Source organism: Thalassospira povalilytica, from assembly GCF_002844235.1.
Lineage (GTDB): Bacteria > Pseudomonadota > Alphaproteobacteria > Rhodospirillales > Thalassospiraceae > Thalassospira > Thalassospira povalilytica.
On sequence record NZ_PGTS01000005.1, the window covers coordinates 312833 to 339160 of the forward strand.

Annotated in this window: 28 protein-coding genes; 12 read left to right on the forward strand and 16 right to left on the reverse strand. The window is 55.4% G+C overall.

Annotated elements, in window-relative coordinates; all coding sequences use genetic code 11:
* From CU041_RS15085 to CU041_RS15105, 5 genes are all read left to right on the forward strand, one after another.
* Positions 1-792, forward strand: a complete 792-nt coding sequence (locus CU041_RS15085; RefSeq protein WP_101247542.1) for an ABC transporter permease — start codon at positions 1-3, stop codon at positions 790-792.
* Positions 789-1910 carry an ABC transporter ATP-binding protein gene (locus tag CU041_RS21075; RefSeq protein WP_101247543.1) on the forward strand — a complete coding sequence of 374 codons (1122 nt, stop codon included), beginning with the start codon at positions 789-791 and terminating at the stop codon, positions 1908-1910. Before CU041_RS15085 ends, CU041_RS21075 begins: the two co-directional genes overlap by 4 nt.
* The gene (locus tag CU041_RS15095; protein ID WP_101247544.1) at positions 1907-2638 is read left to right on the forward strand and encodes an MBL fold metallo-hydrolase; all 732 of its coding nucleotides are present in this window, start codon (positions 1907-1909) and stop codon (positions 2636-2638) included. Before CU041_RS21075 ends, CU041_RS15095 begins: the two co-directional genes overlap by 4 nt.
* A 68-nt stretch (positions 2639-2706) precedes the next feature.
* Positions 2707-4131, forward strand: coding sequence for an aldehyde dehydrogenase family protein (locus tag CU041_RS15100; protein ID WP_101247545.1), 1425 nt, complete (start codon positions 2707-2709; stop codon positions 4129-4131).
* 229 nt (positions 4132-4360) lie between these two features.
* The gene (locus CU041_RS15105) at positions 4361-5212 is read left to right on the forward strand and encodes a tetratricopeptide repeat protein (protein WP_101247546.1); all 852 of its coding nucleotides are present in this window, start codon (positions 4361-4363) and stop codon (positions 5210-5212) included.
* A 46-nt stretch (positions 5213-5258) separates the two neighbouring features.
* Here CU041_RS15105 and CU041_RS15110 read toward each other — a convergent pair whose 3' ends face one another.
* Both CU041_RS15110 and CU041_RS15115 read right to left on the reverse strand, forming a co-directional pair.
* Positions 5259-6518 (reverse strand): MFS transporter, encoded by a 1260-nt coding sequence (locus CU041_RS15110; protein WP_101247547.1) that lies wholly within the window; start codon positions 6516-6518, stop codon positions 5259-5261.
* A gap of 85 nt (positions 6519-6603) precedes the next feature.
* Positions 6604-7350, reverse strand: a complete 747-nt coding sequence (locus CU041_RS15115) for a TetR/AcrR family transcriptional regulator (protein WP_101247548.1) — start codon at positions 7348-7350, stop codon at positions 6604-6606.
* A gap of 267 nt (positions 7351-7617) precedes the next feature.
* Between CU041_RS15115 and CU041_RS15120 the strand changes: the two genes are divergently transcribed.
* Both CU041_RS15120 and CU041_RS15125 read left to right on the forward strand, forming a co-directional pair.
* Positions 7618-9012, forward strand: a complete 1395-nt coding sequence (locus CU041_RS15120; RefSeq protein WP_101247549.1) for a DUF2254 domain-containing protein — start codon at positions 7618-7620, stop codon at positions 9010-9012.
* Between the two features lie 113 nt (positions 9013-9125).
* Positions 9126-10103, forward strand: coding sequence for an AraC family transcriptional regulator (locus CU041_RS15125; RefSeq protein WP_233433126.1), 978 nt, complete (start codon positions 9126-9128; stop codon positions 10101-10103).
* 139 nt (positions 10104-10242) lie between these two features.
* On the opposite strand, the gene CU041_RS15130 is transcribed toward CU041_RS15125, so the two are convergent.
* On the reverse strand, positions 10243-10683 hold the full coding sequence (locus tag CU041_RS15130; protein ID WP_068517488.1) for an Lrp/AsnC family transcriptional regulator: 441 nt from the start codon (positions 10681-10683) through the stop codon (positions 10243-10245).
* A 143-nt stretch (positions 10684-10826) separates the two neighbouring features.
* Between CU041_RS15130 and CU041_RS15135 the strand changes: the two genes are divergently transcribed.
* A complete protein-coding gene (locus tag CU041_RS15135) occupies positions 10827-11723 on the forward strand; it encodes a DMT family transporter (protein ID WP_101247550.1) in 897 nt (298 codons plus the stop codon).
* Positions 11724-11824: 101 nt separating this feature from the next.
* On the opposite strand, the gene alaS is transcribed toward CU041_RS15135, so the two are convergent.
* The 6 genes from alaS to CU041_RS15165 form a co-directional block, all read right to left on the reverse strand.
* Positions 11825-14479, reverse strand: a complete 2655-nt coding sequence (alaS, locus tag CU041_RS15140; protein ID WP_101247551.1) for an alanine--tRNA ligase — start codon at positions 14477-14479, stop codon at positions 11825-11827.
* A gap of 169 nt (positions 14480-14648) precedes the next feature.
* On the reverse strand, positions 14649-15164 hold the full coding sequence (locus CU041_RS15145) for a GNAT family N-acetyltransferase (protein ID WP_101247552.1): 516 nt from the start codon (positions 15162-15164) through the stop codon (positions 14649-14651).
* The gene (locus CU041_RS15150) at positions 15157-15300 is read right to left on the reverse strand and encodes an entericidin A/B family lipoprotein (protein ID WP_068517484.1); all 144 of its coding nucleotides are present in this window, start codon (positions 15298-15300) and stop codon (positions 15157-15159) included. Before CU041_RS15150 ends, CU041_RS15145 begins: the two co-directional genes overlap by 8 nt.
* Positions 15301-15503: 203 nt before the next feature.
* Complete coding sequence (locus tag CU041_RS15155; RefSeq protein ID WP_082817698.1) at positions 15504-15680, reverse strand: DUF1328 domain-containing protein; 177 nt, start codon at positions 15678-15680, stop codon at positions 15504-15506.
* A gap of 62 nt (positions 15681-15742) precedes the next feature.
* A complete protein-coding gene (locus CU041_RS15160; protein ID WP_068517483.1) occupies positions 15743-15883 on the reverse strand; it encodes an entericidin A/B family lipoprotein in 141 nt (46 codons plus the stop codon).
* A 238-nt stretch (positions 15884-16121) separates the two neighbouring features.
* The gene (locus CU041_RS15165; protein WP_101247553.1) at positions 16122-17174 is read right to left on the reverse strand and encodes an alpha/beta hydrolase family protein; all 1053 of its coding nucleotides are present in this window, start codon (positions 17172-17174) and stop codon (positions 16122-16124) included.
* Between the two features lie 130 nt (positions 17175-17304).
* On the opposite strand from CU041_RS15165, the gene CU041_RS15170 reads away from it, so the two are divergent.
* Positions 17305-18375 (forward strand): helix-turn-helix domain-containing protein, encoded by a 1071-nt coding sequence (locus tag CU041_RS15170; RefSeq protein WP_101247605.1) that lies wholly within the window; start codon positions 17305-17307, stop codon positions 18373-18375.
* Positions 18376-18387: 12 nt separating this feature from the next.
* On the opposite strand, the gene CU041_RS15175 is transcribed toward CU041_RS15170, so the two are convergent.
* The 3 genes from CU041_RS15175 to nikR form a co-directional block, all read right to left on the reverse strand.
* Positions 18388-18693: an NIPSNAP family protein gene (locus CU041_RS15175; protein ID WP_101247606.1), complete on the reverse strand. Its 306-nt coding sequence runs from the start codon at positions 18691-18693 to the stop codon at positions 18388-18390.
* A gap of 102 nt (positions 18694-18795) precedes the next feature.
* Positions 18796-19869: a recombinase RecA gene (gene recA, locus CU041_RS15180; RefSeq protein ID WP_068517480.1), complete on the reverse strand. Its 1074-nt coding sequence runs from the start codon at positions 19867-19869 to the stop codon at positions 18796-18798.
* Between the two features lie 278 nt (positions 19870-20147).
* Positions 20148-20627, reverse strand: coding sequence for a nickel-responsive transcriptional regulator NikR (gene nikR / locus CU041_RS15185; RefSeq protein WP_068517479.1), 480 nt, complete (start codon positions 20625-20627; stop codon positions 20148-20150).
* 97 nt (positions 20628-20724) lie between these two features.
* Here nikR and CU041_RS15190 point away from each other — a divergent pair, with 97 nt between their 5' ends.
* Positions 20725-21519: a DUF4198 domain-containing protein gene (locus CU041_RS15190; RefSeq protein ID WP_101247554.1), complete on the forward strand. Its 795-nt coding sequence runs from the start codon at positions 20725-20727 to the stop codon at positions 21517-21519.
* Between the two features lie 4 nt (positions 21520-21523).
* A complete protein-coding gene (locus CU041_RS15195) occupies positions 21524-22072 on the forward strand; it encodes a carboxypeptidase-like regulatory domain-containing protein (RefSeq protein WP_170310261.1) in 549 nt (182 codons plus the stop codon).
* 36 nt (positions 22073-22108) lie between these two features.
* Here CU041_RS15195 and CU041_RS15200 read toward each other — a convergent pair whose 3' ends face one another.
* On the reverse strand, positions 22109-23008 hold the full coding sequence (locus CU041_RS15200; RefSeq protein ID WP_101247607.1) for a DMT family transporter: 900 nt from the start codon (positions 23006-23008) through the stop codon (positions 22109-22111).
* A gap of 202 nt (positions 23009-23210) precedes the next feature.
* Between CU041_RS15200 and CU041_RS15205 the strand changes: the two genes are divergently transcribed.
* A complete protein-coding gene (locus CU041_RS15205) occupies positions 23211-23972 on the forward strand; it encodes a PH domain-containing protein (protein ID WP_170310262.1) in 762 nt (253 codons plus the stop codon).
* 137 nt (positions 23973-24109) lie between these two features.
* On the opposite strand, the gene CU041_RS20680 is transcribed toward CU041_RS15205, so the two are convergent.
* The 3 genes from CU041_RS20680 to CU041_RS15215 form a co-directional block, all read right to left on the reverse strand.
* Positions 24110-24262: a hypothetical protein gene (locus CU041_RS20680; protein WP_170310263.1), complete on the reverse strand. Its 153-nt coding sequence runs from the start codon at positions 24260-24262 to the stop codon at positions 24110-24112.
* Between the two features lie 235 nt (positions 24263-24497).
* Positions 24498-25217 carry a type 2 periplasmic-binding domain-containing protein gene (locus CU041_RS15210; protein WP_101247557.1) on the reverse strand — a complete coding sequence of 240 codons (720 nt, stop codon included), beginning with the start codon at positions 25215-25217 and terminating at the stop codon, positions 24498-24500.
* Between the two features lie 124 nt (positions 25218-25341).
* Entirely contained in the window at positions 25342-25920 is a 579-nt protein-coding gene (locus CU041_RS15215) for a substrate-binding periplasmic protein (protein ID WP_212733810.1), read from the reverse strand.
* Between the last annotated feature and the right edge of the window lie 408 nt (positions 25921-26328).

The window sequence follows — 26328 nt, forward strand, 5'->3', positions numbered from 1 at the left end:
ATGATCTCTTCACGCATTTCCAAAATCGCTTCCTGGGCATATCTGGCGGTTCTTTACGGCTTTATCTTTTTGCCGGTCGCGGTCCTTGTGCTGTTTTCATTTCAGGACGGGCGCCTTCCCGTCCCGCCATTTAACGGCGCGACCCTTAAATGGTATGGCGAGGTTTTTGCTGACAGTCGACTGATGTCCGCCCTTGGCAATTCCTTGATGGTGGCCATCGGGTCGTCACTTGTTGCCTGTGTGCTCGGTTTCTGTGCCGCTTACGGGCTGGCGCGCTTTGTTCTTCCGGCATCCCGGCTTCAGCGCGGGCTTCTGGTGGCACCGATGACGGTCAGCTACCTGATCATCGCCCTTGGTTTGCTGTCGACCTTTAACTGGGTGGGGGTTTCCCTGTCGCTGTGGACGGTTGGCATCGGGCATGTGGTGATCAATTTGCCGCTGTGCTTTGCCATCATTTATGCATCGATGGGCGATCATCAAAAAAACATCGAACGGGCCGCGCGCGATCTTGGGGCGGCTGAATGGCAGGTGATGACACAGGTATCTGCCCCGATGTTGATGCCATCGATTTTGGCGGCATTTTTCCTGTCGGTCACGTTCAGTTGGGACGAATTTATCATCGCGTTTCTGCTGTCACGGTTTGACGTCACCCTGCCTGTTGAAATCTGGAGCATGCTGCGATCGGGCCTGAACCCGAAAACCAACGCGGTCGGAAGCGTTGTCTTCCTGGTATCGGTTGCGCTGCTGCTTATTCTTGAACTGATTGTCTTTAGAAGGACGGCAAAGAAATGACCGCCTCTGTTTCCATTCGCAATGCCACCAAAACCTTTGGCGATTTTACAGCACTTGATGACGTCAGCCTTGAAATCGCGGCGGGTGAATTCATCGTTCTTCTGGGCCCGTCGGGCTGTGGCAAGACCACCTTGCTGTCGCTTCTGGGCGGGTTTCTGTCACCAACCCGCGGGGTGATTGAAATTAACGGGCGCGATATGGGGTCCGTGGCCCCATCCAAACGCCCGACCACCACGATGTTTCAGGATTACGCCCTGTTTCCGCACATGACCTTGCGCGACAATGTCGCCTTTGGCCTTAAAATGCGCAAGGTCGGCAAGGCCGAACGCCATGCCAGGGCCGAAGAACTTCTTGAGATGGTCGGGCTTAAGGCGTCGGCATCCAAAAAGCCCCACGAGCTTTCCGGTGGGCAGCGCCAGCGCGTTGCCCTTGCCCGTGCGCTTGCGGTTGAACCAGATGTGCTGTTGCTTGATGAACCGCTTGGCGCGCTTGATCTGAAACTGCGCCGCCAGATGCAGGATGAGCTGAAAGCCATCCAGAAACGCGTTGGTACCACCTTTGTTCATGTTACCCATGATCAGGAAGAAGCCATGGCAATTGCCGACCGCATTGTCGTGATGAATTCAGGCAAGATCGAAGATGTCGGTCGTCCCGAAGAAATCTATATGCGGCCCAAAACCGTGTTTTCGGCAAGCTTCATGGGCGAGGTCAATTTCATTCCCGGCACGGTTGATGCCAAAACCGATAACGGCATTCACATCAATACGGTTCTGGGCGCGGTCAAACTGCCCGAAACGGCACTGGCCGATCCGGCCATTTCCGCCGGACAGAAAATCACCCTGGCCATTCGCCCCGAACATTTCCGCGCCAGTACGGGGGCCGGCCCGCGCATCATGCTTGGCGCTGCCAAGGTCGAAGACGGGTCGTTTTTTGGCACCCATCACCGTGCGCATCTAAGTCCGGCTGATTATCCCAACATGACGATCACCGCCCATATGCCGCAATCGGCAATGATCGAGCCCGGCGCATGGATTGACCTGACCATTGATCCGTCATCGGTGGTAATTCTGCCCGGTCACGCCACCCCCGCCCGGCCGCAGGAGACCGTGGCATCATGACCCTTGAACATGCCAAACCCGAAGACTGGTACAGCACCAAATCCGTTGGCGATGATGTCACCTATATCGGTGAACCGTTTATCGAGGAATTTTATCGCTGCAATATCTGGCACATTCGCGGGCGCGATGGTGACATGCTGGTTGATAGCGGCATGGGTGTGGTGTCATTGACCGACTGGGTACCGCTGGTCACCGAACGCCCGGTTCAGGCGGTCGCCAGCCATACGCATTTTGACCATATCGGCTGCCATCACGAATTTGAAAACCGCATCTGCCATCGCTGCGAGGCAAACCTTCTTGCCAACCCGACGCGCCAAAACACCCTTGCCGATCCCTATGTCACGGACGAGATCTTTACCAAATTGCCACCGCTTCCCTATGCCTCGACCACCTATGCGGTCAAGGCCGCCCCGGCGACCCGGATTGTCGAAGATGGCGACGTGATTGATCTTGGCGACCGGCATTTCGAAGTCATCCACACACCGGGCCATTCGCCGGGCGGCATTGCCCTTTGGGAAGCATCGACCGGCATCCTGTTTTCGGGCGATATTGTTTATGATGGACCTTTGATCGAAGACACTTATCATGCGAATGCAAAGGATTACGTGCGATCGATGGAACGGCTTTATGACTTGCCGGTTCGTGTCGTCCATGGCGGACATTTTGCCAGTTACAGCGGCGAACGCCACCGCGAGATTATAAAAAGCTGGCTGAGGGAACGGACCTGAAGATACCGGTTTGATGCCGACCGCATCAGACCGCGCCAGATACACCCATACGATCAGGAAGGCTTCCTATGGAAAACGCAGGCAAATTTTACATCAATGGCAAATGGATTGATCCGATTTCGTCCGAGAAAATGGATGTGATCAACCCGGCCACCGAAGAAGTCATCACCCAAATCACGCTCGCCAGCGAAGAAGATGTCGATCTTGCGGTTGCCGCGGCCAAACGCGCCTTTGCAACCTATAGCCAGACCAGCATCGAACAGCGCCTTGGCTGGCTTGAAAATCTGCTTGCGATCTATAAGCGCCGCTATTCTGAGGTCGCCGATACCATCACCGCCGAACTTGGCGCGCCCACAACCATGGCCCATGAACAGCAGGCCGCGGCCGGAACCGACCATCTTGCCGATTTCATTGATGTTTTGCGAAAACTCAAACTAGAAGAAACCCTGCATAACGGGGAAACGCTGTTGCGTGAGCCGATCGGGGTTTGCGGCCTGATCACGCCCTGGAACTGGCCGATCAACCAGATCGTTCTGAAAGTCATCCCGGCTCTTGCAACTGGCTGCACCTGTGTTCTCAAACCATCCGAATTCACCCCGCTTAATGCAACGCTTTATGCCGAAATGATCCACGAGGCAGGCTTCCCCGCCGGGGCTTTCAACCTTGTGCAGGGCGCGGGTCCGGTGGCCGGTGCGACACTTTCACGCCACCCCGATATCGCGATGATGTCCTTTACCGGATCGACCCGCGCGGGTAAGGCCATCACCAAGGATGCGGCTGAAAACGTCAAACGCGTTACCCTGGAACTGGGTGGCAAATCGCCAAACATCGTGTTTGACGATGTGGATGTCGAAGACCGCATCACGTTTAGCGTTCTTGATGTTTTCAACAATTCCGGCCAGACCTGCGATGCACCGACCCGCATGCTGGTTCAGCGATCGATTTATGACGAAGCCGTCAAGGTTGCCAAACGTGTCGGCGATGCTGCCAAGGTCGGCGATCCGCGGGTCAAAGGCGATCATATCGGCCCGCTGGTCAGCCACATCCAGTTTGACCGGGTGCAAACCCTTATTCAGGCCGGCATTGACGAAGGTGCAACCCTTCTGGCTGGCGGGGTTGGCAAACCCGACGGGGTGAATGAAGGCTATTTCGTCAAACCGACGATCTTTGCCGATGTGAACAACACTATGCGCATCGCCCGCGAAGAAATCTTTGGCCCGGTCGTCGCCATGATCCCGTTCGACACCGAGGAAGAAGCCATCAAAATTGCCAATGACACGCCCTATGGCCTGGCGGCCTATATCCAGACCCCCGATGATGCCAAGGCCGACCGCGTTGCCCGCAAACTGCGTGCGGGCATGATCCGTATCAACGGTGCCTTCCCCCGCCCGGGAAGCCCGTTTGGCGGCTATAAGCAATCGGGCATCGGGCGCGAAGGCGGTCTGTTTGGTCTTGAAGATTTCATGGAAATCAAAATGCTGCATAAGCCGTGATCTGCCCGGCACGCATTCCGGCACATTGCACATTTCACATGGCACATCGCGGAGGGCCCCGGACAATTCCGGGGCCCTGTCTTTTTTGCAACCAGCAGGTGCCATCGCCGTAAAAAGTTCCCAAATGACATAATAGTGGCAATGCCCGGCCCGGCCATTATAATCCCATCGTAAATCGATAAATCTGATGATCCGGGGAACGGATTTCGTATGGATTAGGAGACGAAAAATGAATGCCATGTCCTTTGCTGACATGGGGCTTGCTGCCTTGAAAAGGCGGCAATATAACGCCGCCATCAATATGCTTCGTCAGGCACTTGGCGAAGATATGGACAATCTTGAGGCACGGTTTGGTCTGGCCCGTGCCCTACATGAAAAAGGTTCGATTACCGAAGCACTCGGCGAATATCGCACGGTGCTGCAATCTGATGGGGACAATGCCGATTGCCTCTATCACATTGCACGCGCCCTGCTTGAAAACGGTGATGCGCGCGACGCGCTTAATCATGTCGACATCGTTTTGCGCGCCAAACCGACCGACCCGGAACTTCTGACCCTGCGCGCGCAGGCATTGCTTGAACTTGATCAAAGTGACAATGCCCTTTCTGCCCTTCAGACCGCGGCACATCACAGTCCGGGATCGGAAACCATTCACCGGCTGATGGCGGCGTGCTATCGCGCCAGTGACGATCTTGAAGGGGAAAGACGCGCTGTTGAACAATTGCTGCGCATTGATCCATCATCACTGACCGCATCAAACGATCTTGGTGTGATCAATCTGCGCGAAGGTCACCTGATCGCAGGTTTTGAAACCTTTGAACAAATCCTGTCGCAAGATCCCGAACACCGCGAAGCCACCCTTAACCGCGCCATCACCCTTACCGTGATGGGCGGCATGGATCATGATGCGATCTGGGGGCGGGTCATGGAAATCTGTGGCGATATGGAAGATCTGGACGATATCCGCGCCCTTGCCGATCAGGTGGCAAAGCTGCCCGATAAAAACCGTCAGGAAAATGATACTGCACAGGCATTGATCCGGCGTGCGGCACTGGCCCCGCATGATCCGACCGATATCTGATGGGAAACGCCCGCATTGATATGCGGGCGTTTCATTTTCCGGATGTCTATTCGGCTGCGCCATCCGCACGGGCCGGGATCAGGGCGGATGATTTCACCCAGCCCAGAATGCCGATCACGCAAATCAATGCCGCGATCCCGCCGACCATAAAGGGCGATGTATTATCAAGCCCGGCCAGAACCCCGCCGGTCAAAACTGCTGCGGCTTCGGCCAAAACGTGCACGGACCGGTAAATGCCCAATGCCTGCCCCTGCTCGTGGGCACCGGCCCCGTTTGAAATGAACAGGCTGGTGGTAACTTCGCACCATGCAATCCCGAAGGCAGCAATGCACATCGGCACAAACACCCAGACCAGCCCGTCAGGCAGGACAAAGGTAATCAAACCGATGGCCAGCAACATATGCCCAAGGGCCGCCACCCCGCGAAGGCCCAAGGGGCGCTGCGCACGTTCCACAGTCAATCCGGCCAGAATAAGCGGGATCGAAATGATCGCCGAACACATGCCAAGGAAACTGCTGGTCACATCGCTGGTCTGTACCAGGTAAACCCCGAAGAAGCAGAAAAACAGATAGATCGCGAAATAGCTGGCAAATGAAACCGCGTAGCCCGGCAACAGCACAGGATCGGTCAGGGTCGCCCAGACAGTTCGTCCGGCAATCGCCTGATCATCCTTGGTCCGTCCGCGACGGCGGGCATATTCCGGAATATGCAGCACCACCGCAACGACAAGAAGGTTGAAGCCGTACATGCCTGCGGCAAAGAAGAACGGCCAGGACACGTTAAAGGACGGATGAATGGACGGGTCCGAGAAAAAGCCCCCCATCAACGGCCCGACGATCCAGCCGACATTGATCGCCACCGTGATCAGGCCGAAATTGCGGACCTTGTTTGCCGGGGTGCTGATATCCGATGCAATCGACTGGGCAATTGCCATATTGCCTTCGCACAGGCCCGATACAAACCGCCCGACCAGAACCAGCGGCAAATTGGCGCTCGCCACCCCGATGGCAACAACGATATAGCCACTGGCCGCCCCGAACAGCGATGCCATCAAAACCGGTTTGCGGCCAACCCGGTCTGACAACCGGCCAAGCCATGGCGCACCGATAAACTGCCCGATGGGATAAAGCGCCATGGCCACACCCAACAGGATGGTGCGATATTGTTCGGGAATGGATGGATCAAGAAAACCAAGTTCAGGTTTCAGGAACATGGGTCCAAAGACCGGATAGGGCAAACTGAACCCGGCAAAGCCGAACAGCACGGTCAAAAAGACCGCCGACATTGCCTTGTTTTCTTGCGACATGGGGAACTCCGTGGGGCGCTGCGCTGGTAAGCGACAATTGTTAGGGGCTATTGGTGGGCAAAAGGGCGATAGAAGTTAGTTCAATTCATTGGTCAAAACCGGGGGCATCGACATAGGTGGCGGCAAGGGCACGGACCTTGGCCCTGGCATCATCGACTTGCCAACCCGCCCCGATCATAAGATCGGCCAGACCGTCGCACAGGATACTGACCGCATTCTTGCGCAGTTCCTGTCCATAATGACGGTCGGTGATTTCAGATAGAACCAGCACATTGATCCCGTAACCAAGCCCCCAACTGCCAAGGTTAAGGTTGCGGCTGCGGCTGGTCATATCCGGGGCAATGCCAAGTTCATCCTCCCCCTCGGTCAGGAAGGTCTGAAACATCGTGGTGATGGCATTGATCTGATCAAGCTGGGCCTGATGGCGGGCCGGGGTTGCGCGTTTCCAGACCGACGGCGCAAGGGCAAGATATTCGGCCTCGAACAATTGCGGATGATCGATGGAAAAACCCAGATCCAGCAGATTGGCGATGATGTATTTTTCAATCGCGCTGCCATCATGATTGCGCGCGATATCAAACTTTTCGGCGCGTTTGGCACCGGCCATGACCGCAAGCCCGATCAGCAAATCTTCCTTGCTGGCGAAATGGCCATAAAGGGTACCGACCGAAATGTCACAGGCCCGCGCAATATCCGACATCTTGAGCTCGAAAAAGCCGACTTCTGAAATCAGTTTCCCGGCGGCATCAAGGATCATTTCTTCGCGTTGCTGGCGTTTTTCCATGCGGTTTTGCGCAACCATGCCAATGCGGCCTTCTACCCGTTGGATCATTTTTGACGTAAAATCGAATTTGGTTCATTTTTCAAACACGGGCAATCGTGATTTTTGCATAGGTGTCATTCCCCCAAAAAGTCAGGAGACATTGACCGCAATAACCGGCAAAAATGATCTGCGCGATATCGACCCGGACCAGCACAACAGCAAACCGGGAACCGGCCACAGTTCCAGACGTTTATATGTTGATCGCTGTCCCGGTCCGGTTTTGCCGACGGGCGGCATTTGTCGCCCGGGCACGCATTCACAACAGGATCACGGCACATGTTTCACCGCTTTATCCGAATATGGGAATTTGTCGGCCACAGCCTGTGGTTCACCCCGTTGCTTTATGCGATTGGCGGTGCGGTGCTTTCACTGTTGGCCATCCGGTTACCGGGCGAAGATATCATTGCCAGCCTGCCCGATTTCTGGCCGCGCTTTGAAACGGTTGAAACGGTCCAGGATCTGACATCGACGCTGCTGGCGACGCTTGTGACGATGACCACCTTTGCGCTGTCGGTCACCATGGTGGTGCTTACCCTTGCGGCCGGGTCGCTGGGGCCGCGCACCATTCGCAACTTCATGGGCGATCCCAAAACCCAAAATGCATTGGGCAGTTTCGTCGGCACGATCCTGTTTCTGATTACAGGCCTGGTCCTGATGGGCGGGCAGACCGATGATGGCGCGGTCCCGCAGATCGCCGCCATGACCGGCATTGCGCTTTTTGTCGTCAGTCTGTTTGTGCTGATTTTGTTTGTCCATCATCTGGGACGTTCCATCGTTGCCGATCACGTGATCCAGAAGGTCGGCGCCAATCTTGAAGAAACGATTTCCTCGTCGCTTGAAACCCTGTCAGGGCCGATCGACAATGCCGCCACGGAAAGCTGCACCCTGCCCGATGCGGGTGCCAACACGTCGGATCGCACGATCACGGCAGCAAAATCGGGCTATGTGCAGGGCATTGATTATGACGACCTGCTTGAAGTTGCCATCAAGCACAATATTCGTGTCGCACTGACTGTCCGCGCCGGACAGCATGTGATTGCCGGTGATATTATCGGTGAAATCGGCAAGGATGAAAACAACGGCACCAAGCCCTCTGACACCGGGCCTTCCGACACCGAGCCTACTGACACCCGACCAGATGCAATACATGACGCCATCGCCCAACAGATCATGATCGGCAGTCAGCGCACCGCCATGCTTGATATCGAATTTGCCCTGCGACAACTGGTCGAGGTCGCCTTGCGCGCCCTTTCCCCCGGGATCAATGATCCGTTCACCGCGATTGCCGTGATCCATCGGCTCGGTCGTGCCTTGCCACAGGCGATGGATTTCCATTATCCGATGGGACTGTGGCGCGATGATCAGGGACAGGAACGCATCTGCGCCCATCTGTCGGATTTCGGCGGCATGATGAACGCCGCCTTCAACCAGATCCGCCAATCGGCCAGCGCCAAACCCGACGTCCTGTTGCCGATGGCAGAGGTCCTTGAAAGCCTGACCGGCCTTGCCAAACATCCAAAACATCTGGAAATCCTGCGTGAACATGCGCGCCTGATCGGTCGGGCCGCTGCGCGCGATATTGCGGACGCCACTGACCGCAAGGCCGTCGAACGCGCCGTTAACCGCGTCTTGCGCCAACAACAGGCCAAAGATGATTATTCGGTTTCCTGAAGCATCCCGACCAACATGCAGTCAGCTCGGCACAGGACCACATTCCCGTATCTCCGAACACCCGAAACAAATCCGCAAGATCGGTCAGGTATTGGTCATCGGATTTGTGCATGATGGCACAGGATCAAGCCCGTAATCAGAAATCGCAACCGTCAGGCCACGCCATCATGAATGTCCCGGCAAAATCAGACATCGCCCGCCGTTTTGACCGGGTCATTGCCCATATTGATACCTGTCTTGATACCGGCCTTGATGCCAGTCCCGAAATTCGGGATGACAAGGCCCTGTCGCTTGAAACCCTGGCCGGCATTGCTGCCTTTTCGGTCTTTCATTTCCATCGGCAATTTGCGGCATTTTACGGGATGAATGTCGGGCAATATATTCGCCTGATCCGGATGCGCCGTGCCGCCCATATGCTGGCCTTTCGCCAAGATGTCCCGGTTTTGCAAATCGCCCTTGATGCCGGGTACGAGGGGCCGGAATCCTTTGCCCGCGCCTTTCGCCAGATCCACGGGATCGCCCCGCGCGACTTTCGCAAATCCACCGATTGGGACAATTGGCAGGCCCCTTATGACGGGTTGCAGACAATCAGGAGAAACACGATGACCAGCCCTGATCACACTGCCGTTTCAATCATCGAATTCCCGGAAACACCCACCGCCTGTCTGGATCATGTTGGCCCGCCTGCGCGCATCGGCGAAACCATTCAACGTTTTATTGCCTGGCGCAAAATCCATCATCTGCATCCGTCAAAACACGCGACATTCAATATTGTCTGGTGCAATCCCGATGATACGCCGCCCGATGATTTTCGCATGGGGCTTTGCGTTGCCACAACACGGCCCCTGACAACCGAGGATGAAAAAGCCGGTCTTTATTCCCTGATAATTCCGGCCGGGCGATATGCGAAATTGCGTCATGTCGGAAGCGACCAGACACTTGGTGACAGCGCGCTTGCGCTCTATCGCGACTGGTTGCCACAAAGCGGTGAAACGCCCGGCGACTTCCCGCTTGTTTTCCAGCGCGTCGCCTTTTTCCCCGACGTCCCGGACCATCAGGCCGTTACCGATATCCTGCTGCCACTGGCATAGAACACCGTGCGCACAGGCAACCCGTGGGCATCACACATCGCACGTGACGCATGACGCATGACGTATAGCGTTTAGCGTTTAGCGTTTAGCGTTTAGCGTTTAGCGTATGGCACCGGATGCCTCGTGCAAGGCCGCACACTCATTTCGGCGAAAGTGGCGGCATCCGGCGTTCGACCGGCTTGGATTTGACGATGGCAGTGTTGGTTTCGGCCTTGTCGACAATCTGGTCAAGCAACCCGTCCAGTTCCTTCATCGACCGAATATAAAGCCGTGCGACAAAGCAATCATCGCCGGTCACCTTGTCACATTCGCCAAATTCGGGAATTTCGGAAATCAGTTGCTGCACGATATGCAATTTTCCGGGCAAGGGCCGAATGCGCACAATCGCCTGCAACGGATATCCCAGGGCTTCGGGATCGACATCAATGGTGAAACCACGAATGACCCCACGTTCTTCAAGCCGCCGGACACGCTCGGCAACACCGGGGGCGGAAAGTCCGACCTTGGCGGCCAGTTCCTTTTGCGAAATCCGGGCATCACGCATCAGGATTTTCAGAATCTTCTGATCGATCTCATCCATAACTTTACAAATTCCACAAAATTGGCGATCCGGCCTTGATTAAAAAGGCTACATGCCAAATTCACCTTTCACAAGCCATATAAAACCCGGCCCAAAAAGCGGAAAGTAATCCCATCAAATGATTTCCTGAACGGAGCTTTCCGATGAAAGAACAAGTCCGCGGCACGATCGAAATGACGGCTGCCATGACAATTTTGGGCACCATTGGCTGGTTTGTTGTGATGGCGGACCGCCCGGCCATGGATGTGGTTTTCTGGCGCTGCTTCTTTGGGGCGCTTTCGCTTTTGGTAATCTGTGCGACCATGGGGCTTTTGCGCGGGCTTTTGAATGTGCGCATGCTGGGCTGGGCCGCCCTTGGCGGGGTTGCCATCGTCACCAACTGGTACATGCTGTTTCAGTCCTATTCGATGGCCTCAATCTCGGTCTCGACCGCGGTTTATAACACCCAGCCCTTTATGCTGGTGTTGTTTGGTGCGGCCTTTTTCGGTGAAAAACTGACCATCAACAAATTCGTCTGGCTTGGCATTGCCTTTGCCGGTCTGCTTTTGATCATTTCTGGCAAACCCCGGGGCGGCCTTGGCGGATCGGATTATGCCGGTGGCATTCTGATGGCGCTTGGGGCGGCGTTTTTCTGGGCGACAGCGGCGATCATCACCAAAAAGCTCAAAGGCACCCCGCCCCATCTGATCGCGCTTGTTCAGGTCTGTATCGGTATTGTGATGCTTGCGCCATTTGCCGATTTTGAAAACCTGCCAATCACGGCAATCAGCTGGGGTTCGCTAATCACGGTCGGGGTGGTCCATACCGGGATCATGTATGTGTTGATGTATGGCGCAGTTCAGAAATTGCCGACCCATCTGCAAGGATCGCTCAGCTTCATCTATCCGGTGGTGGCGATCATTGTTGACCTGATCGCTTTTGGCTATCGCCCCGATACCGCTCAGATCATCGGCGCCATAGCCATCCTGATTGCCGCAGCAGGCATGAACCTTGGCTGGCAAATCATCCGCCCTCGCTCACAACGCAATGTGGCGCCCTGACAATCCCCGACAATCCCTGCCCAAATCGCAATCATCAGACAAAACAAAAGGGCCCCGGTCGGGGCCCTTTTTATTCGTCATACTTTTGATCGCGGATCGCGTCAGCCGGCGATATGTGCCTCGATCGCGGCCAGTGCGGCATCGGCCTGCGACGGGTCGGAACCGCCGCCCTGCGCCATATCCGGACGGCCACCGCCGCCCTTGCCGCCGAGCTTCTCAACCCCGATACGAACAAGGTCAACCGCGCTGAATTTCGCGGTCAGGTCTTCGGTCAGGCCAACCACGATGGATGCCTTGCCACCATCACCCGAAACAAGGGCAACAATGCCAGAACCCATCTGGTCACGCAGTTCGTCAACCATGCCTTTGAGTTCCTTGGCCGGAATGCCGTCAAGCGAACGCAGGGCCAGTTTTACGCCATTGACTTCCTTGAAGGCATCACCGCCCGACGCACCACCGGAACCGGCAGTCGCAAGTTTCTTGCGCAGGTCGGAAACCTCGCGTTCCAGACGACGGCGTTCTTCCTGAAGCGCCTTGACGCGTGCCGGGACATCTTCGGGGACGGCCTTAAGGTCGGCAGCAACCGTTGCCAGCACGTTTTCACGGGCTGCCATGTAATTGGCAGCATCGGCACCGGTCAGGGCTTCGATACGGCGAACCCCGCTTGAAACCGCACCTTCGGACACGATTTTGAACATGCCGATGTCACCGGTGCGTTTGACATGCGTACCACCGCAAAGCTCAAGCGAGTAGGCATGTTCGTTGCTTTCGGGAAGGCCCATGGAAACAACGCGGACTTCATCCCCATATTTCTCGCCAAACAGCGCCATCGCACCCAGTTCAATCGCCTCGTCCGGGGTCATCAGACGGGTGGTGACTTCACTGTTTTCACGGATCAGACGGTTGACGTCTGCTTCGATGATTGCGGCTTCTTCGGCGGTTACGGCCTTGGGATGGGAAACGTCAAAGCGCAGGCGATCCTGTGCGACCAGCGAGCCCTTCTGGGTGACGTGATCGCCAAGATGCTTGCGCATCACCGCATGCAGAAGGTGGGTTGCCGAGTGATTGGCACGCAAGCTTGAACGGCGGGCATGATCAACACGGAATTCAGCCGCATCGCCTACCGAAACGTCGCCTTCGACAACCTTGCCCAGATGCACATGCAGCGCGCCGAGCTTTTTCTGGGTGTCGGTGATTTCAATGATCGCACCCTTTTCGGTTTTGATCACACCGGCATCGCCCTGCTGACCACCGGACTCACCAAAGAAGGTGGTCTGGTTGGCAAGAACGGCAACCTCGTCACCTTTTGATACGGTTTTGACCTCGGCACCATCCTTGATCAGGGCGGTGATAACACCTTCGGCGGTTTCGGTTTCATAGCCAAGGAATTCGGTCGCGCCATCACGATCATTGATGTCAAACCAGACTTCTTCGGTGGCTGCTTCGCCCGAACCGGACCATGCGGCACGTGCCTTGGCCTTCTGTTCTTCCATGGCGGAAGTAAAACCGTCTTCATCAATGCCGATTTTGCGTGCCTTGAGCGCATCGGCCGTCAGATCAAGCGGGAAGCCATAGGTGTCGTAAAGCTTGAAGGCAACCTCGCCCGAAAGGGTGGCACCTTCATTCATGCCGTCGGTCGCGTCATCAAGCATCTTGAGACCGCGATCAAGCATGGTTTTAAAGCCCTGCTCTTCGAGCTTGAGCGTTTCTTCGATCAGTGCCTGGGCACGGACCAGTTCCGGGAACGCCCCGCCCATTTTGCGGACGAGTGCCGGGACCAGTTTATACATGACCGGATCCTGGGTGCCGACCATGTGCAGGTGACGCATCGCGCGGCGCATGATACGGCGCAGAACGTTACCGCGACCGGCATTGGACGGCAAAACACCATCAGCAATCAGGAAGCTGGTCGAACGCAGATGGTCGGCAACCACACGGTGCGACACGTTATGCGGACCATCCGGATCGGTGTTGGTGGCATCGGCCGATGCTTCGATCAGGGCGCGCATCAGATCGATGTCATAGTTGTCGTGCTTGCCCTGAAGGACAGCGGCAATACGTTCCAGACCCATGCCGGTATCAATCGACGGCTTGGGCAGATCAATGCGATCGCCATTTGCCATCTGTTCATACTGCATGAAGACGAGGTTCCAGATTTCAATGAAACGGTCGCCGTCTTCGTCGGCACTGCCCGGAGGCCCACCCCAAATGTGATCGCCATGGTCAAAGAAGATTTCCGAACACGGACCACACGGACCGGTATCGCCCATCGACCAGAAGTTATCGGAGGTCGGAATACGGATGATGCGGTCATCAGACAGACCGCCGATCTTTTTCCAAAGACCATGGGCTTCGTCATCGGTGTGATAAACCGTGACCAGAAGCTTGTCTTTGGGAAGACCATATTCCTTGGTGATCAGGTTCCAGGCGAATTCAATCGCGTTTTCCTTGAAATAATCGCCAAACGAGAAGTTGCCGAGCATTTCAAAGAAGGTGTGATGGCGGGCGGTATGACCGACATTTTCAAGATCGTTATGTTTGCCACCGGCACGCACGCATTTCTGCGAGGTGGTCGCGCGTGAATAATCGCGATGCTCTTGACCGGTGAAAACGTTCTTGAACTGGACCATCCCGGCATTGGTAAACATCAGGGTGGGGTCATTGCGCGGCACCAGCGGGCTGGAGGAAACGACTTCGTGGCCGTTCTTGCGGAAGAACTCCAGAAACGTGGTGCGGATATCGTTAACGGTCTGCATATCTCTCCAACCCGGAAAACGCGGAACAAATTCATCCGCCATGTTGGCGGACGGACTGCCCTATTTAGCGGCTCGGCCCTGCCCTGTCCAGTCAGGCGAAGGGCTTGGGCCGCAAATGTATCAAGTTTTATGAATTGCGTGATTGCAACAAGGCAAGAATCGCCGCGCGCTAGGCCCGGTCAATCATCAGGCGAAACCGGTTGCGGTTCATTGACGCGACAAAACCGATCTGCACAAACCCCAATCGGGACAATAGCTTGGCCGATGGATGATTGTCGGGATGGGCAAAGGCACCCAGCATGCGGCAGGATGTTCGGGCCCGCGCAAAGGCGATGGCAGTTTCGGCAAGTTCACGGCCAAAGCCGCGACCATGATGGTCGGGATGAAGGAAATAACCGATTTCCGGTCCCCAGTCGGGATCGAACGGGTCGATATAAAGCCCGCCCCATCCGATGATTCTGTCTGTTTCCCTGTGCCGTACGACCCAGGGGGCAAAGCCATCCTGATTGCGACGTGCTTCAAAGGCCAGCAATCTGTTCTGGCAATCTTCAAGCGATTGATCGCAATGGGTAAAGCGCATTGCCGCAGCATCCCCCAGAAACACAAAAAGGTCGCCAATATCGGCGACCTTTACCGGGGCATAATATAAACGTTGGCTGGCAAGGGCGCTTGATCGGTTACTCATTCACGCTTTCCTGGATCTGCTGACCCAGCTTTTCCATATCGCGGCCAAATCCTTCGGCGGTTTCGCAGGCCGACAACGCCATGCCAAAGCCAAGAACCATCGCAACTGCCAACAGACGTTTTGTGATCGTTACCATGTTTGTTGAATGCTCCAACGCTGTGCGGTTCGGATACCGCCTTTGAGTATATACGCCATTTTGGCGCGACCGGTTTTTGGTTGCAACCGATATCGCCATTGCCCGGCCCCATCCAGACACAGCAAAAGGACGCCAATATGGCGCCCTTTTGTGTGCTCGTCGGTTCGGTTTTTATCCCAACCCTTTTTGTCTTTCGTTGCCGGTTACATCGGCGGGCGGCGGCCACGCAATGCATTCACCAGAAGTGAAACGGCAAACAGCACGATGAAGACAAAGAACAGAATCTTCGCAATGCCAACGAAAGTCCCGGCCAAGCCGCCAAAACCCAATACGGCGGCAATCAGGGCAAGGATCAGACAGAATACGGCCCAACCAATCATGGGAATTCTCCTGCAGTTATTGGGTGCTTTGAGGGTAAAGCGACCTGTTTAATCAGCCCGGATCACGAAGCACTGTCCTGGATGGCTTCACCGGCATCTTCGACATCTTCGCCGAAACCTTCGGCGGTTTCGCAGGCCGCAAGGCCAAGACCAAGACCACCAATCATCAGAACGGCGAGAATTTTTTTCATCAGGTCTGACATGTTTGTTCTCCTGTTTGCTCGTGATGTGTTGCTCACAGGATATCAAACGGGGACAACTCAAAATTGTTCCGCCCCCATATCACTAAAGGCTGTTTTTCACCCCATTCGACACTATTTAATGACATATTTTTCATATAGTTATGCGAAATCGTGATCATTTTGGGGCACCGGAAAGAAACCCGTCAACCGGGCCGCTTTCCGGGGGATGATCCGTGATATCCGCCATCATATGCGCCAATCAGGATGGCGACGCGCCAAGGTCGAGAAACCCGCTGATTTCATCAATGATCTGTTGGTGGATATGACCGCGATCGGTCCCCGCCGGGTCCGAACAGACCGGATCGTCATCCATCCGCGCCAGAAGTTCGGCCGCACCGGGCACACATTCCGCCAGAAAGGTCAAATGGTTGGCCGGGGCAAAAACCGCATAGGCCGGATGATCAAGCTTGCCCAACAAGTTGCTTCCGGTCGCCTCAAGATCAGCAGCCGGCCAGCCATGTTCTTTGCCAAGCCGGATGAACATCAAATCCTGATCGGTGTTTTTCAGGCTGTTGTCATCAACCGCATAGGTCATGCCGGGCTCGATCGCGACAAATCGCGAAATCCGGGGGTCCTTGGCATCGATGGCAATGTCATCAGACAGATGATCGAAATCGACCCCGCCACGTTTCAAAAAGGCGCAATCCTGCATCGCATCGCCATGTGTCTTGCAAAAATCACGATACAGGTCGCCATCAAATCGCACCCCCGCCAGATTAAGGACCGTTGTGCCCCCCAACGAAAAGCCGACCGTCGAAATCCGGTCCCGGTCGATATAGGGGGCAAAATCCGGATCGGCGAGAACCTGATCAAGCAGGGCCGTGATATCGGCCGCACGCGGCGCCAAATGAATGGTGCGCCGGGGCGATGAATCCCCCGATGTCGTGCCGGGATGATTGACCGCCAGCACCATTGCCCCGCGAAGTGCCAGTTGCGATGACAGCCAGCCCAGCGCATCCATATTGCCGCCCGATCCGTGCGAGAGCAGGATCAGCGGGTGTTTTCCCGGTGCAATCGCCGCCCCGATATAGGCATCGGTGCTTTGCCAGATCGCGCTTTTGGTGACCGGCGCACGATAGATATAAGTCCCGGCCGGATACCAGATGGACGCAGAAAGCGGCATGGATCTGTGTGATGCGGTGACATCGAACCGGTCATAGCCCGCCAGTTCCTGTGCCGCAGACGGGGACGCGATGCAAGGAACGCTGGCAAGACCAAGTGAAAGAAGGGCCGCAGAAGTTACATGTTTCATGATTTCAATCCGTGTTTTAATCTTCACCGGGTTGAAATTGCTCCTGATTTTGGGGGCTGGCGTCCTTGAACCGGTTATAGGACGTGCAAAACCGGTTTTCGGACGTTTTATGATCGGATCGCCACAAAACATGATCGCACTTCCCGTACCCATGATCGTCGCCCTGTTGCTGGGTTATCTGTTTTTGCGGGCAATCCTGTTTGAAAAGACCAGCCGGTTGCTTGCTGCCTTGCTGCTGGCCTGCGCCTGTCAGAGTGTGACGGTGTCGCTTGTTCATTATTACGGGTTTGATGCCATCCGGTTGTTGCAGCCGGTCATGGCATCAATGATCCCGGCGCTGGCCTGGATGGCCTTTTTGCAAAGCAGTTTGCGGTCGCGCCTTGTCGGCACCGATCTTTGCCATTTTCTGGCCCCGGTGGTGATGGTGATCGTGATCCTTGCCATGCCGGTCCTGATTGATGCCCTGCTTGGCGGGCTGTTTGTCGGCTATGCGTCTGCCATCCTGATTGCCCTGCATCGTCAGGGCAATGATCTGGCCCATTCGCGTCTGGCATCCGGGCATGTACCGGCATTGATCTGGCGGGTGATTGCCATTGCGCTGATTGTGTCGGCCTTTAGTGATCTTTTGATCGCAGCAGCCCTGCAATTCAGGGCAGAAGGCGCAACCGGTGTGATTTTAAGCATCTTTTCGTCGCTGGCGGTGCTGACCATCGGGTTTCTGGCACTTTCGCCCGATCTTGCCATCGGATCGGGCGATGATGACAACGGGGTTGATGATATCGAACCGTCAAGCGCGCCTGACAAAACCGCGCCCGATACGCCCGATATCCCGGTCGATGAAATCATGGCGGCAGTTGAGCAGCTTATAAGTGGTCAAAAGCTGTTTCTTGATCCCGATCTGACGCTGGCGCGGATTGCGCGGCGGCTGGGCTATCCGTTGAAACAGGTATCCACAGCGATCAATCAAAGTACCGGGGAAAATGTGTCACGCTATATCAACAGGTTCCGGATTGATTATGCCTGCGAAGAACTTGCGCGCGGACAGAATGTCACAACCACCATGCTAGCAAGCGGCTTTAACACCAAGTCGAATTTCAATCGCGAATTCCTGCGCATTACCGGCCAAACACCCAGCCAGTGGCAACAGCAGCAAATCCCGGCAGCGGCAGTGGCGACGACCGCAACGCGGCGCGGATCATAGCCCCGCCCGCCCCTAGTCCAGGACCGGGCGCATGAAACTCCGTTCATAGGAAATGATGCTGCGATTGCGGATTTCCATATTCAGAACATCCTGACATTCGCGGTCGTCAGCCATGCGATTGCGGTAATCTTCATACTCGGCAAGGCTTGGAAAACTGAACAGCGCATAGGCAACGTTACTCGCCCCTTCATGGGGCAGGAAATAGCCGTGATGGGTCCCGCCCATACGATTGACAATCGGAATCCAGCGTTTGGCATATGCCTCGAACTCGGGAATTTTGTGACTGTCGATTATGTATTTCAAATAGCAGGTAATCATGGCTGCACCTTTGAACGGGGTGAAGGGTTTGATGGCCAAACAAAAAAGACGGACCGAAATCACGGCCCGCCTTTTTAAAATCATCGTGCAAAAACAGCGCGATCAATCATCATTGACCGGGTCATCTTCGCTCATATTCGTCATGCTTTCGGCGATCAGGCCGGCACTTTCGCGAATGCTGTTTTCGATTTCCTGGGTCATTTCCGGATTCTCGCGCAAGAAGTTCTTGGCGTTTTCACGGCCCTGACCGATCCGGGTCGAATTATAGGAGAACCAGGAACCGGACTTTTCAACGATGCCTGCCTTGACACCAAGATCAAGGATTTCACCCATCTTGGAAACGCCTTCGCCATACATGATGTCAAATTCGACCTGTTTGAACGGCGGGGCCATCTTGTTTTTGACGACCTTGACGCGCGTCTGGTTACCCACGACTTCGTCACGGTCCTTGATCTGGCCGATACGGCGGATATCCAGACGAACAGACGCATAGAATTTAAGCGCATTACCACCGGTGGTGGTTTCCGGGCTGCCGAACATCACACCGATTTTCATACGGATCTGGTTGATGAAGATCACCATGCAGTTCGACCGCGACACCGAGCTGGTCAGTTTACGCAAGGCCTGGCTCATCAGGCGGGCCTGAAGACCGACATGGGTATCGCCCATTTCACCTTCGAGTTCGGCCCGCGGAACAAGGGCCGCGACCGAATCAACGACCAGAACATCAATCGCACCGGAACGCACCAGCGTATCGGCGATTTCAAGTGCCTGTTCACCGGCATCGGGCTGCGAAATCAGAAGTTCGTCGGTATTCACGCCAAGCTTGCGGGCATAGCCCGGGTCAAGCGCATGTTCGGCATCGACAAATGCACAGGTCCCGCCAAGTTTCTGTGCCTCGGCAATGGTGTGCAGGGCCAGGGTCGTTTTACCGGAACTTTCCGGACCATAGATTTCGATGATACGGCCACGCGGAAGACCACCAATACCAAGTCCGATATCAAGACCGAGTGATCCGGTTGAAATGGCTGAAATGTCAACGGCGCTTTCCCGCTGACCCAGCTTCATAATCGAACCTTTGCCAAATGCCCGTTCGATCTGCCCAAGGGCGGCTTCGAGTGCCTTCTGCTTATCCATAGTATCCTTATCCACCAAATGCAGCGCGGTCTGAATCATTGCTCGAACTCTCTTATTCCACAGGGCCGGGTAGGATGCAACGCAGGCGGTTCCCCGGACCTAAATGCGGAACGCCACCGCTTGAAGAACCTGCTGCCCAGACAGAATAGTTTCCCTGTTCACGTCAGCAGCCGAATTGAGAACATAATGCGAACACTGTCATAAAATTTTGGATGTTGCAAGTTTGTTCTCGTTCCCGAGAACAAAAATCGCGTTTTCAAACGACAACAGCCCGGCCCTGTCCGGACCGGGCTGCTCCGTACCGAACGGCAATTTTATCAGGTGGTAATTTTGAGATGTTCGTGGGTATGGGCCGCGCCGTGGTCTTCATCCCCGTGATGATGGGATTCAATGTGTAGTTCCCCCGGAACGGAATAAAGCTGCCCGTGGCGCACACCGGGCTGTGCCAGGACCTTGTCGGCAAAGGCGCGAATTTCGGCAAGCTTCCCGCGCAGGGTCACGCTTTCAAGACAGGTGTCATGATCGATGTGGAAATGCACGGTCGAGACTGTCAGATTGTGATGTTCATGCTGGGTGCTCATCAAACGCGATGCCAGCATGCGTTCCTCATGGTCATAGACATAATTCAGAACGGCAATTCCCACCCCGTTGGGGTCTTCGTCAAGCTTGGCATTCTGAAGCTTTTCACGGATCAGATCACGGAATCCTTCGGACCGGTTGGTATAGCCCCGCCCTTCAAGGAAGGTGTCGAACGCTTCCATCAGATCATCTTCGATTGATACCGTCACGCGGGTCATATCAATTCCCTTTCAGAATCATCAGCTTGACTCGTATGAACAATTTTGAAAAGTTCATACCGCCATTTCATAGACCTAATTTCCCAAAGGATAGCAGATGTTTCAATCAAAGTTCGCACGCGCCCTGATAATTGGCATGACCGGGTGCCTGATCAGCAGTGCGACAACCGCCCATGAATTCATCGCCAGCACCGCACAAAGCACCATTACGCCGGACCAACCCGCATCGATATTTCTTGATTCGACCCATCAGTTCGGCGCGCCTGAAGAAGCCGAAGCCATCGAAAATGTGCGCGCCCGCCTGATCACCGATGCCGGGCAGACCGAACTTGATGTCACACCAAATCCGAACGCCCCGAACCTTGTTGCATCTGTTGATGATCATGCGCAAACCGGCTGGATTGCTGCCCACCGTTTGCCGGTTGTCTGGTCACAGACGCCCGATGGCTGGCAGGAAGGCGGGCTTGAACAGCATCCCGCTGCCCTGACCGCTTCGCGTTACGAGAAATTTGCAAAACATCTGATCGGCCCGCAGCCATCTGATGATAACACCGTGGTCACAACCCCGCTTGGTGATCGGCTTGAAATCGTTCCGCTTGGCGATCCGCGGCGGACCAAAATCGGCACGGACGCCGAATTCCGCATCCTGCTTGACGGGCAGCCTTTGACCACCACCGTTCTTGCGACCTATGCCGGGTTTACCCAAACCCCGTCTTCCTGGGCCTATTATACCGAAACCCTTGCCGATGACCGCGGCAGTGCCATTGCCAAGGTCCGCATTTCTGCACCCGGCCTGTGGATCGTGCGGGTTGCAACCGATATCCCCGATGCCGCAGACGGGGTACGGGTTCATAACCTTCGTGCGACGCTAAGCTTCCATGTGGACGGCTAGGAAAATGCATCTAGCGGATATCAGCCGGGTGCCGGTTATCATGCTTCTTGTGGCGTTGTCGGTTCTGATCGTATCGGAACCGACAGATGCCCGTGCCCACGGGGCTGGCTGGCAGGCTGTTGGCAATGAGAATACGGTTCGATACCGGTTTGGCTATACCGACGGCAGCCCCATGGGATTTGCCGAAGTCATCGTCACCGCCCCTGATGGCAAGATCTGGCAAAAGGCGCGCACCGACCGCAGCGGCCATTTTGCCTTTGCCCCGGATCAGCCGGGCCTTGACATGACACAACCGCAAAACTGGCACATCCGGGTGGATGATGGCATGGGGCATGTGGTGCAACTGACCCATCAGAGCAAACCCGACATAACGTCCGACCCACCAGACCCGACTACCCCGACCGCGCCAGTTGCCAACACAACAATGCGTGGCACGACGGCAATGTTTGATTTGCCGGTCTGGGCGGGGATGTTGTTCGGGTTAAGCTTGCTGGCGAACCTTTATGGCGGTTTGCTGTTGTGGGGACGCATGCGAAAGGCACATCAGTCCTAGTTGCCTAAATGCCTAAACACCTTGATCTTTTGATCCCTAATGCAGGAACAGCAACGCCACCCCGGCAAAGGCAAGGCAGGTCCCGATAACGGCCTGCCAGCCCACAGGCCGGCGCAGGATCGCGCCTTCATAGACAATCAGCAAAACCGGCGGCAAGGCCATCAGGGTCGATGCAATCCCGACATTGGCATTCTGAACCGCCAACATCGAAAGCCAGACCCCGACCGCAGGCCCGATCAAAGCCCCCAGCAACAGCCACTTGCCGACATCCGGGGCAAGGCACGCCGTCACCGTGCGGCGCACCCGCCCGAAGACAAGGGCAATTCCCCACATGGCAATCACCGCAACAAGGGTACGGATCCAGGTCGCGGACAATGCGGAATAGCCATCAATCAGCGCATATTTCGCCGTGATCAGATTGGCAACCTGACCGATGGCACCACCCAGTCCGAACAGGATGCCGATCACATAATTGCGTCCGACCAGCCCGACCGGGCGGCCCTTTTTACCCAGAATGACAATCAGGACCCCGCTCACCCCACAGGCGATGCCCAGAATTTCAATCGGGCGGAGCGTTTCATCAAACAGCACCCATGCCAGTACCGCCCCCATGATCGGCACTGTCGACATCAACAACATCGACAACCGTGCCCCGATCAGGACAAAGGCCTGAAACAGCATGGCATCACCAATCACCAGCCCGACAATCGATGACAGGCTAAGCCAGCCCAGCTGTTCCCAGGTAACTGATTCGGGCCAAGGTGTTCCCAAAAGAAGCCAGTGCAAAACCGTCAGACAAAAAATCGAACAGGCCAGACGCCCGCGATTGACCGTCTGCGCACCGGCCTTGCCGCCAATATTGGAAAAGATCATGCTTGATGTTGCCCAGCACAGGGCGGCGGTAAAGGCGGCGGCCTCACCAAACAGGGGGATCATGGGGCGCATTTCCTGTCATTGTTGTTGTTCCGGCGATGTACCGGTTTGTGGCCATGGTGGCGTGGCCAATAAATCTATAAGCGCAAATTTTCAGGCGTTTGTAATCAGAATTATCGCCGGTCAGAATTCGAAAATTTGCAACTGCTTGCGATTTTTTGCCCGCACCGTATGTTCATGAAATTGCGTGCAAAAGGAAACCGGCATGACCAAGGCCCAGCAGACCGACAATAACGGCAAACCGTTCAAGGGAATTCGCCGCTATCTTCAGGATGGTGAAGTGGTGATCATGGATTTGCCGATTGCCCCGGTATCGGTGCTGGTGCCCGGCCTGATCAAGATTGTCTGGATCGCGGCCCTGATTTACGCATCCTATCACTGGCGCGAAATTTACAATTTCCTGATGCCGCAATTTCGAAATCTTTTGACCGGCCCCGAAGCCTTTTCAGCCCTTGATGAAATCTGGGAACAGTATGAATTCGTGTTTTCATTTGCGCTGATCGGCTTGATCCTCGCAGCGATTTCGATTGTCTGGAGCCTTCTGCGCCGTGTGCTTGGCGCATCGACACGCGCAGCAAAGGACAGTCTTCTTTTGCCGCTGACTGCGATCCGCGATCTGTTCTTTTTTGAACGCGTGATTACCAGCAACCGCATCATCACGCGCAGCGGCGTCCTGCGCAAGGATCAGGATGATCGCGGGTTCGAAGCCATCAAATCAACCCGCATCAGCAAAAGTGTCGTTGGCAATATCTTTGATTATGGCGATCTTCATATTACCGATCGCATCGGCCACAAATTCACCCTGCATCAGGTCAGCCAGCCCGAAGATGTCGCCAAGAAATTGTCGGACTTTTTCGGGCGCGTCTATGCCAACCGGGATACAAACACGCCGATCGACATCACCCATCTGGGATCGGATCAGGCCATTGAATCCCACGTCCAGACACCGGACAAGACAGACCTTTGATCCAGGAAGGTCTGATCACACACAGGCTGTGTGCCAAGTGCCAGGTGCCAAGTGCCAAGTGCCAGGTGTCAGGTGCCAGGTCCCTGGTGCTTTGTCCTGTTGGCGATAACCGATTTCCCAATGCAGGCCGTCGGCAGTTATTTCTGAACCCAGGTAATGGTTTTTGCATGCTGGTTTGCGGCATCGGCCTGGGCCGAGGGCAGCAATTCAAATGACAACAGCAATGCCGTCACGAAAATAGCAACCACCATACAGGATCGCACGATCCCGGTTGATTTGCGTTTTACCATTCAAACCCCCAAGCCGATATCACGCCTGATTCTTTGATGAACCTTGTGCCGATACCGGGCCTCGCCTGTTGTGCCAGTCACCTTGTCATGACCGGAATTCTTCATTGTTCATTTTAACGCACAGCCACCGTTTTTCCGTCTGCTGTGCTGATCAACTATAGATAAAAAGAAAAGACATATGCAAGAAATCTAAACAAACATTTTCGAATTTTTCGTCCCCGTCACGCGCCGGGCATCATGATGCCTTTTTCCGCCATTTCTTCAGGATATCGACATAGGCCTGATTGCCTTTTTCAATAAGTGGCAAATAGCCGGAAAATTCGCCACGCAGCCATGTATAGACTTCAAGTTCCATCACCGGGATCGACACAAAGCCATCGGGCAAGCCGCCTGTCAGGATCAGCGAAAATTCATTGATCAGCATGGCGTCAAGCCGCCCGGCACGCATCAGTTCCTGCATCATTTCGGGACCGGCCGGACAGCGCATCACATTGGGGTACCCCGCCATCAGCTTTTCAGCCCAGCTTGAACCAAGCCAGATCCCCACCGCCTGATCGGTCAGATCATCAAGCGATTTGATATCGCCGTCGCGTACAACGAGCACGCCGGATACCGCCCCGACCGGAAGATCCCCACGGATCAGCGGACGACCGACCTGTTCGGCAAAATCATCAAGACCGGCGAATACACCATCGACTTCACCATTGCGCATGGCAACCACGGAACGCGCATTGGGCATTGATACCGGAATAATACAAAGCCCGGCATCGGCCATGGCCCGGCGATAGGCTTCGACACCAACGGCATCGCGGGTGACCTCGGGCATCGCCATGCGAAGACAGAATTCATCAGCCCGCGCACCGGATGACACCAACAAACTGCTCAGCCCGGCCAACCCGACGCAGATGGCAAACAAACAGGCCCTGAACACCCTGAAATTCAGATCACGCGCCATTCATCCCCCCCACGGCTTTTTGTATTTTCCGCAAATATGCCCGGCGTCAAACACCGGCACGCGGGCGGCATTTCTTGCATTCTGGTGATCCGGTCCGGTTTTTTCACATCACGCATGGCCCTGCCTATTCTTCTTCCTGCACGGCCTTGAGATAGGCCCGCGTTCCCTGATCGAATTTCGGGATATGTTCTGCAAATTCCGCACGCAGCCAGCTGTGAACCGTGATCGTTGCCACGGGTATGGCGTTATAGCCATCAGGCACCCCACCGGCCCAGTTCAGGGAATAGCCATCAAGCAACATCGCATCGATCCGCCCTTCGCGAAGCATTTCCTTTAACATTTCCGCCCCGCGCGGCACCCGGACAATATTGGCATATCCCGCAATCAGCTTTCTGGGCCAGGTCGCGCCAAGCGGCACACCCAGAACTTCATTGGTCAAATTATCAAAACCGGTGACCGGGCCTTTGCGCACAATCAGAAGTCCCGGCAATTTCCCCAGGATGACTTCGCCCGGCACGACCGGGATATCAACAAGTTCGGGAAAATCATCCTGTCCGGCAAACACCCCGTCAATCTTACCCGCCCGCAAGGCCGCAACCGCCCGGATCTGTGGCAGTGATGCGGGTTCGACACACAGTCCGGCATCCGCCATCACGCGGCGATATTGCGCCATATTTTCGGGGCTGACATGAATTTCGGGCATTGCAATCCGAAGACAGGCATCCTTTGCCTGCACGGACGGGACCAAAAGAACGGACAGGATAAATCCGCGCAAAAGATGCGCGCACAAGCCCCAAGGTCGATGCGACCCATCGCAAATGACGACTGCCATAAATTCCCATTACGGCACCCGATACCGGTATGCCGCCCACTCCGCAATCGGTTTCCATTCCGGATGAAAACCTTGTTTGTCAGACCTTTTTGGTCTGTTGTCTGAAACGATACTCAGGATTGCCCGGTTTGCCTATAGGCTTAAGGGAACTTTTGCATCCCGGACGTGCATTTCGCGCTTGACCGGAAACGAGGCCGGTCGCACCATCAGGTCCGCGGTCAGCCGGAATATCGGGCCCCGCGCCAGCTGCCACCTGCTACCTGCCACCACCCGATTTCC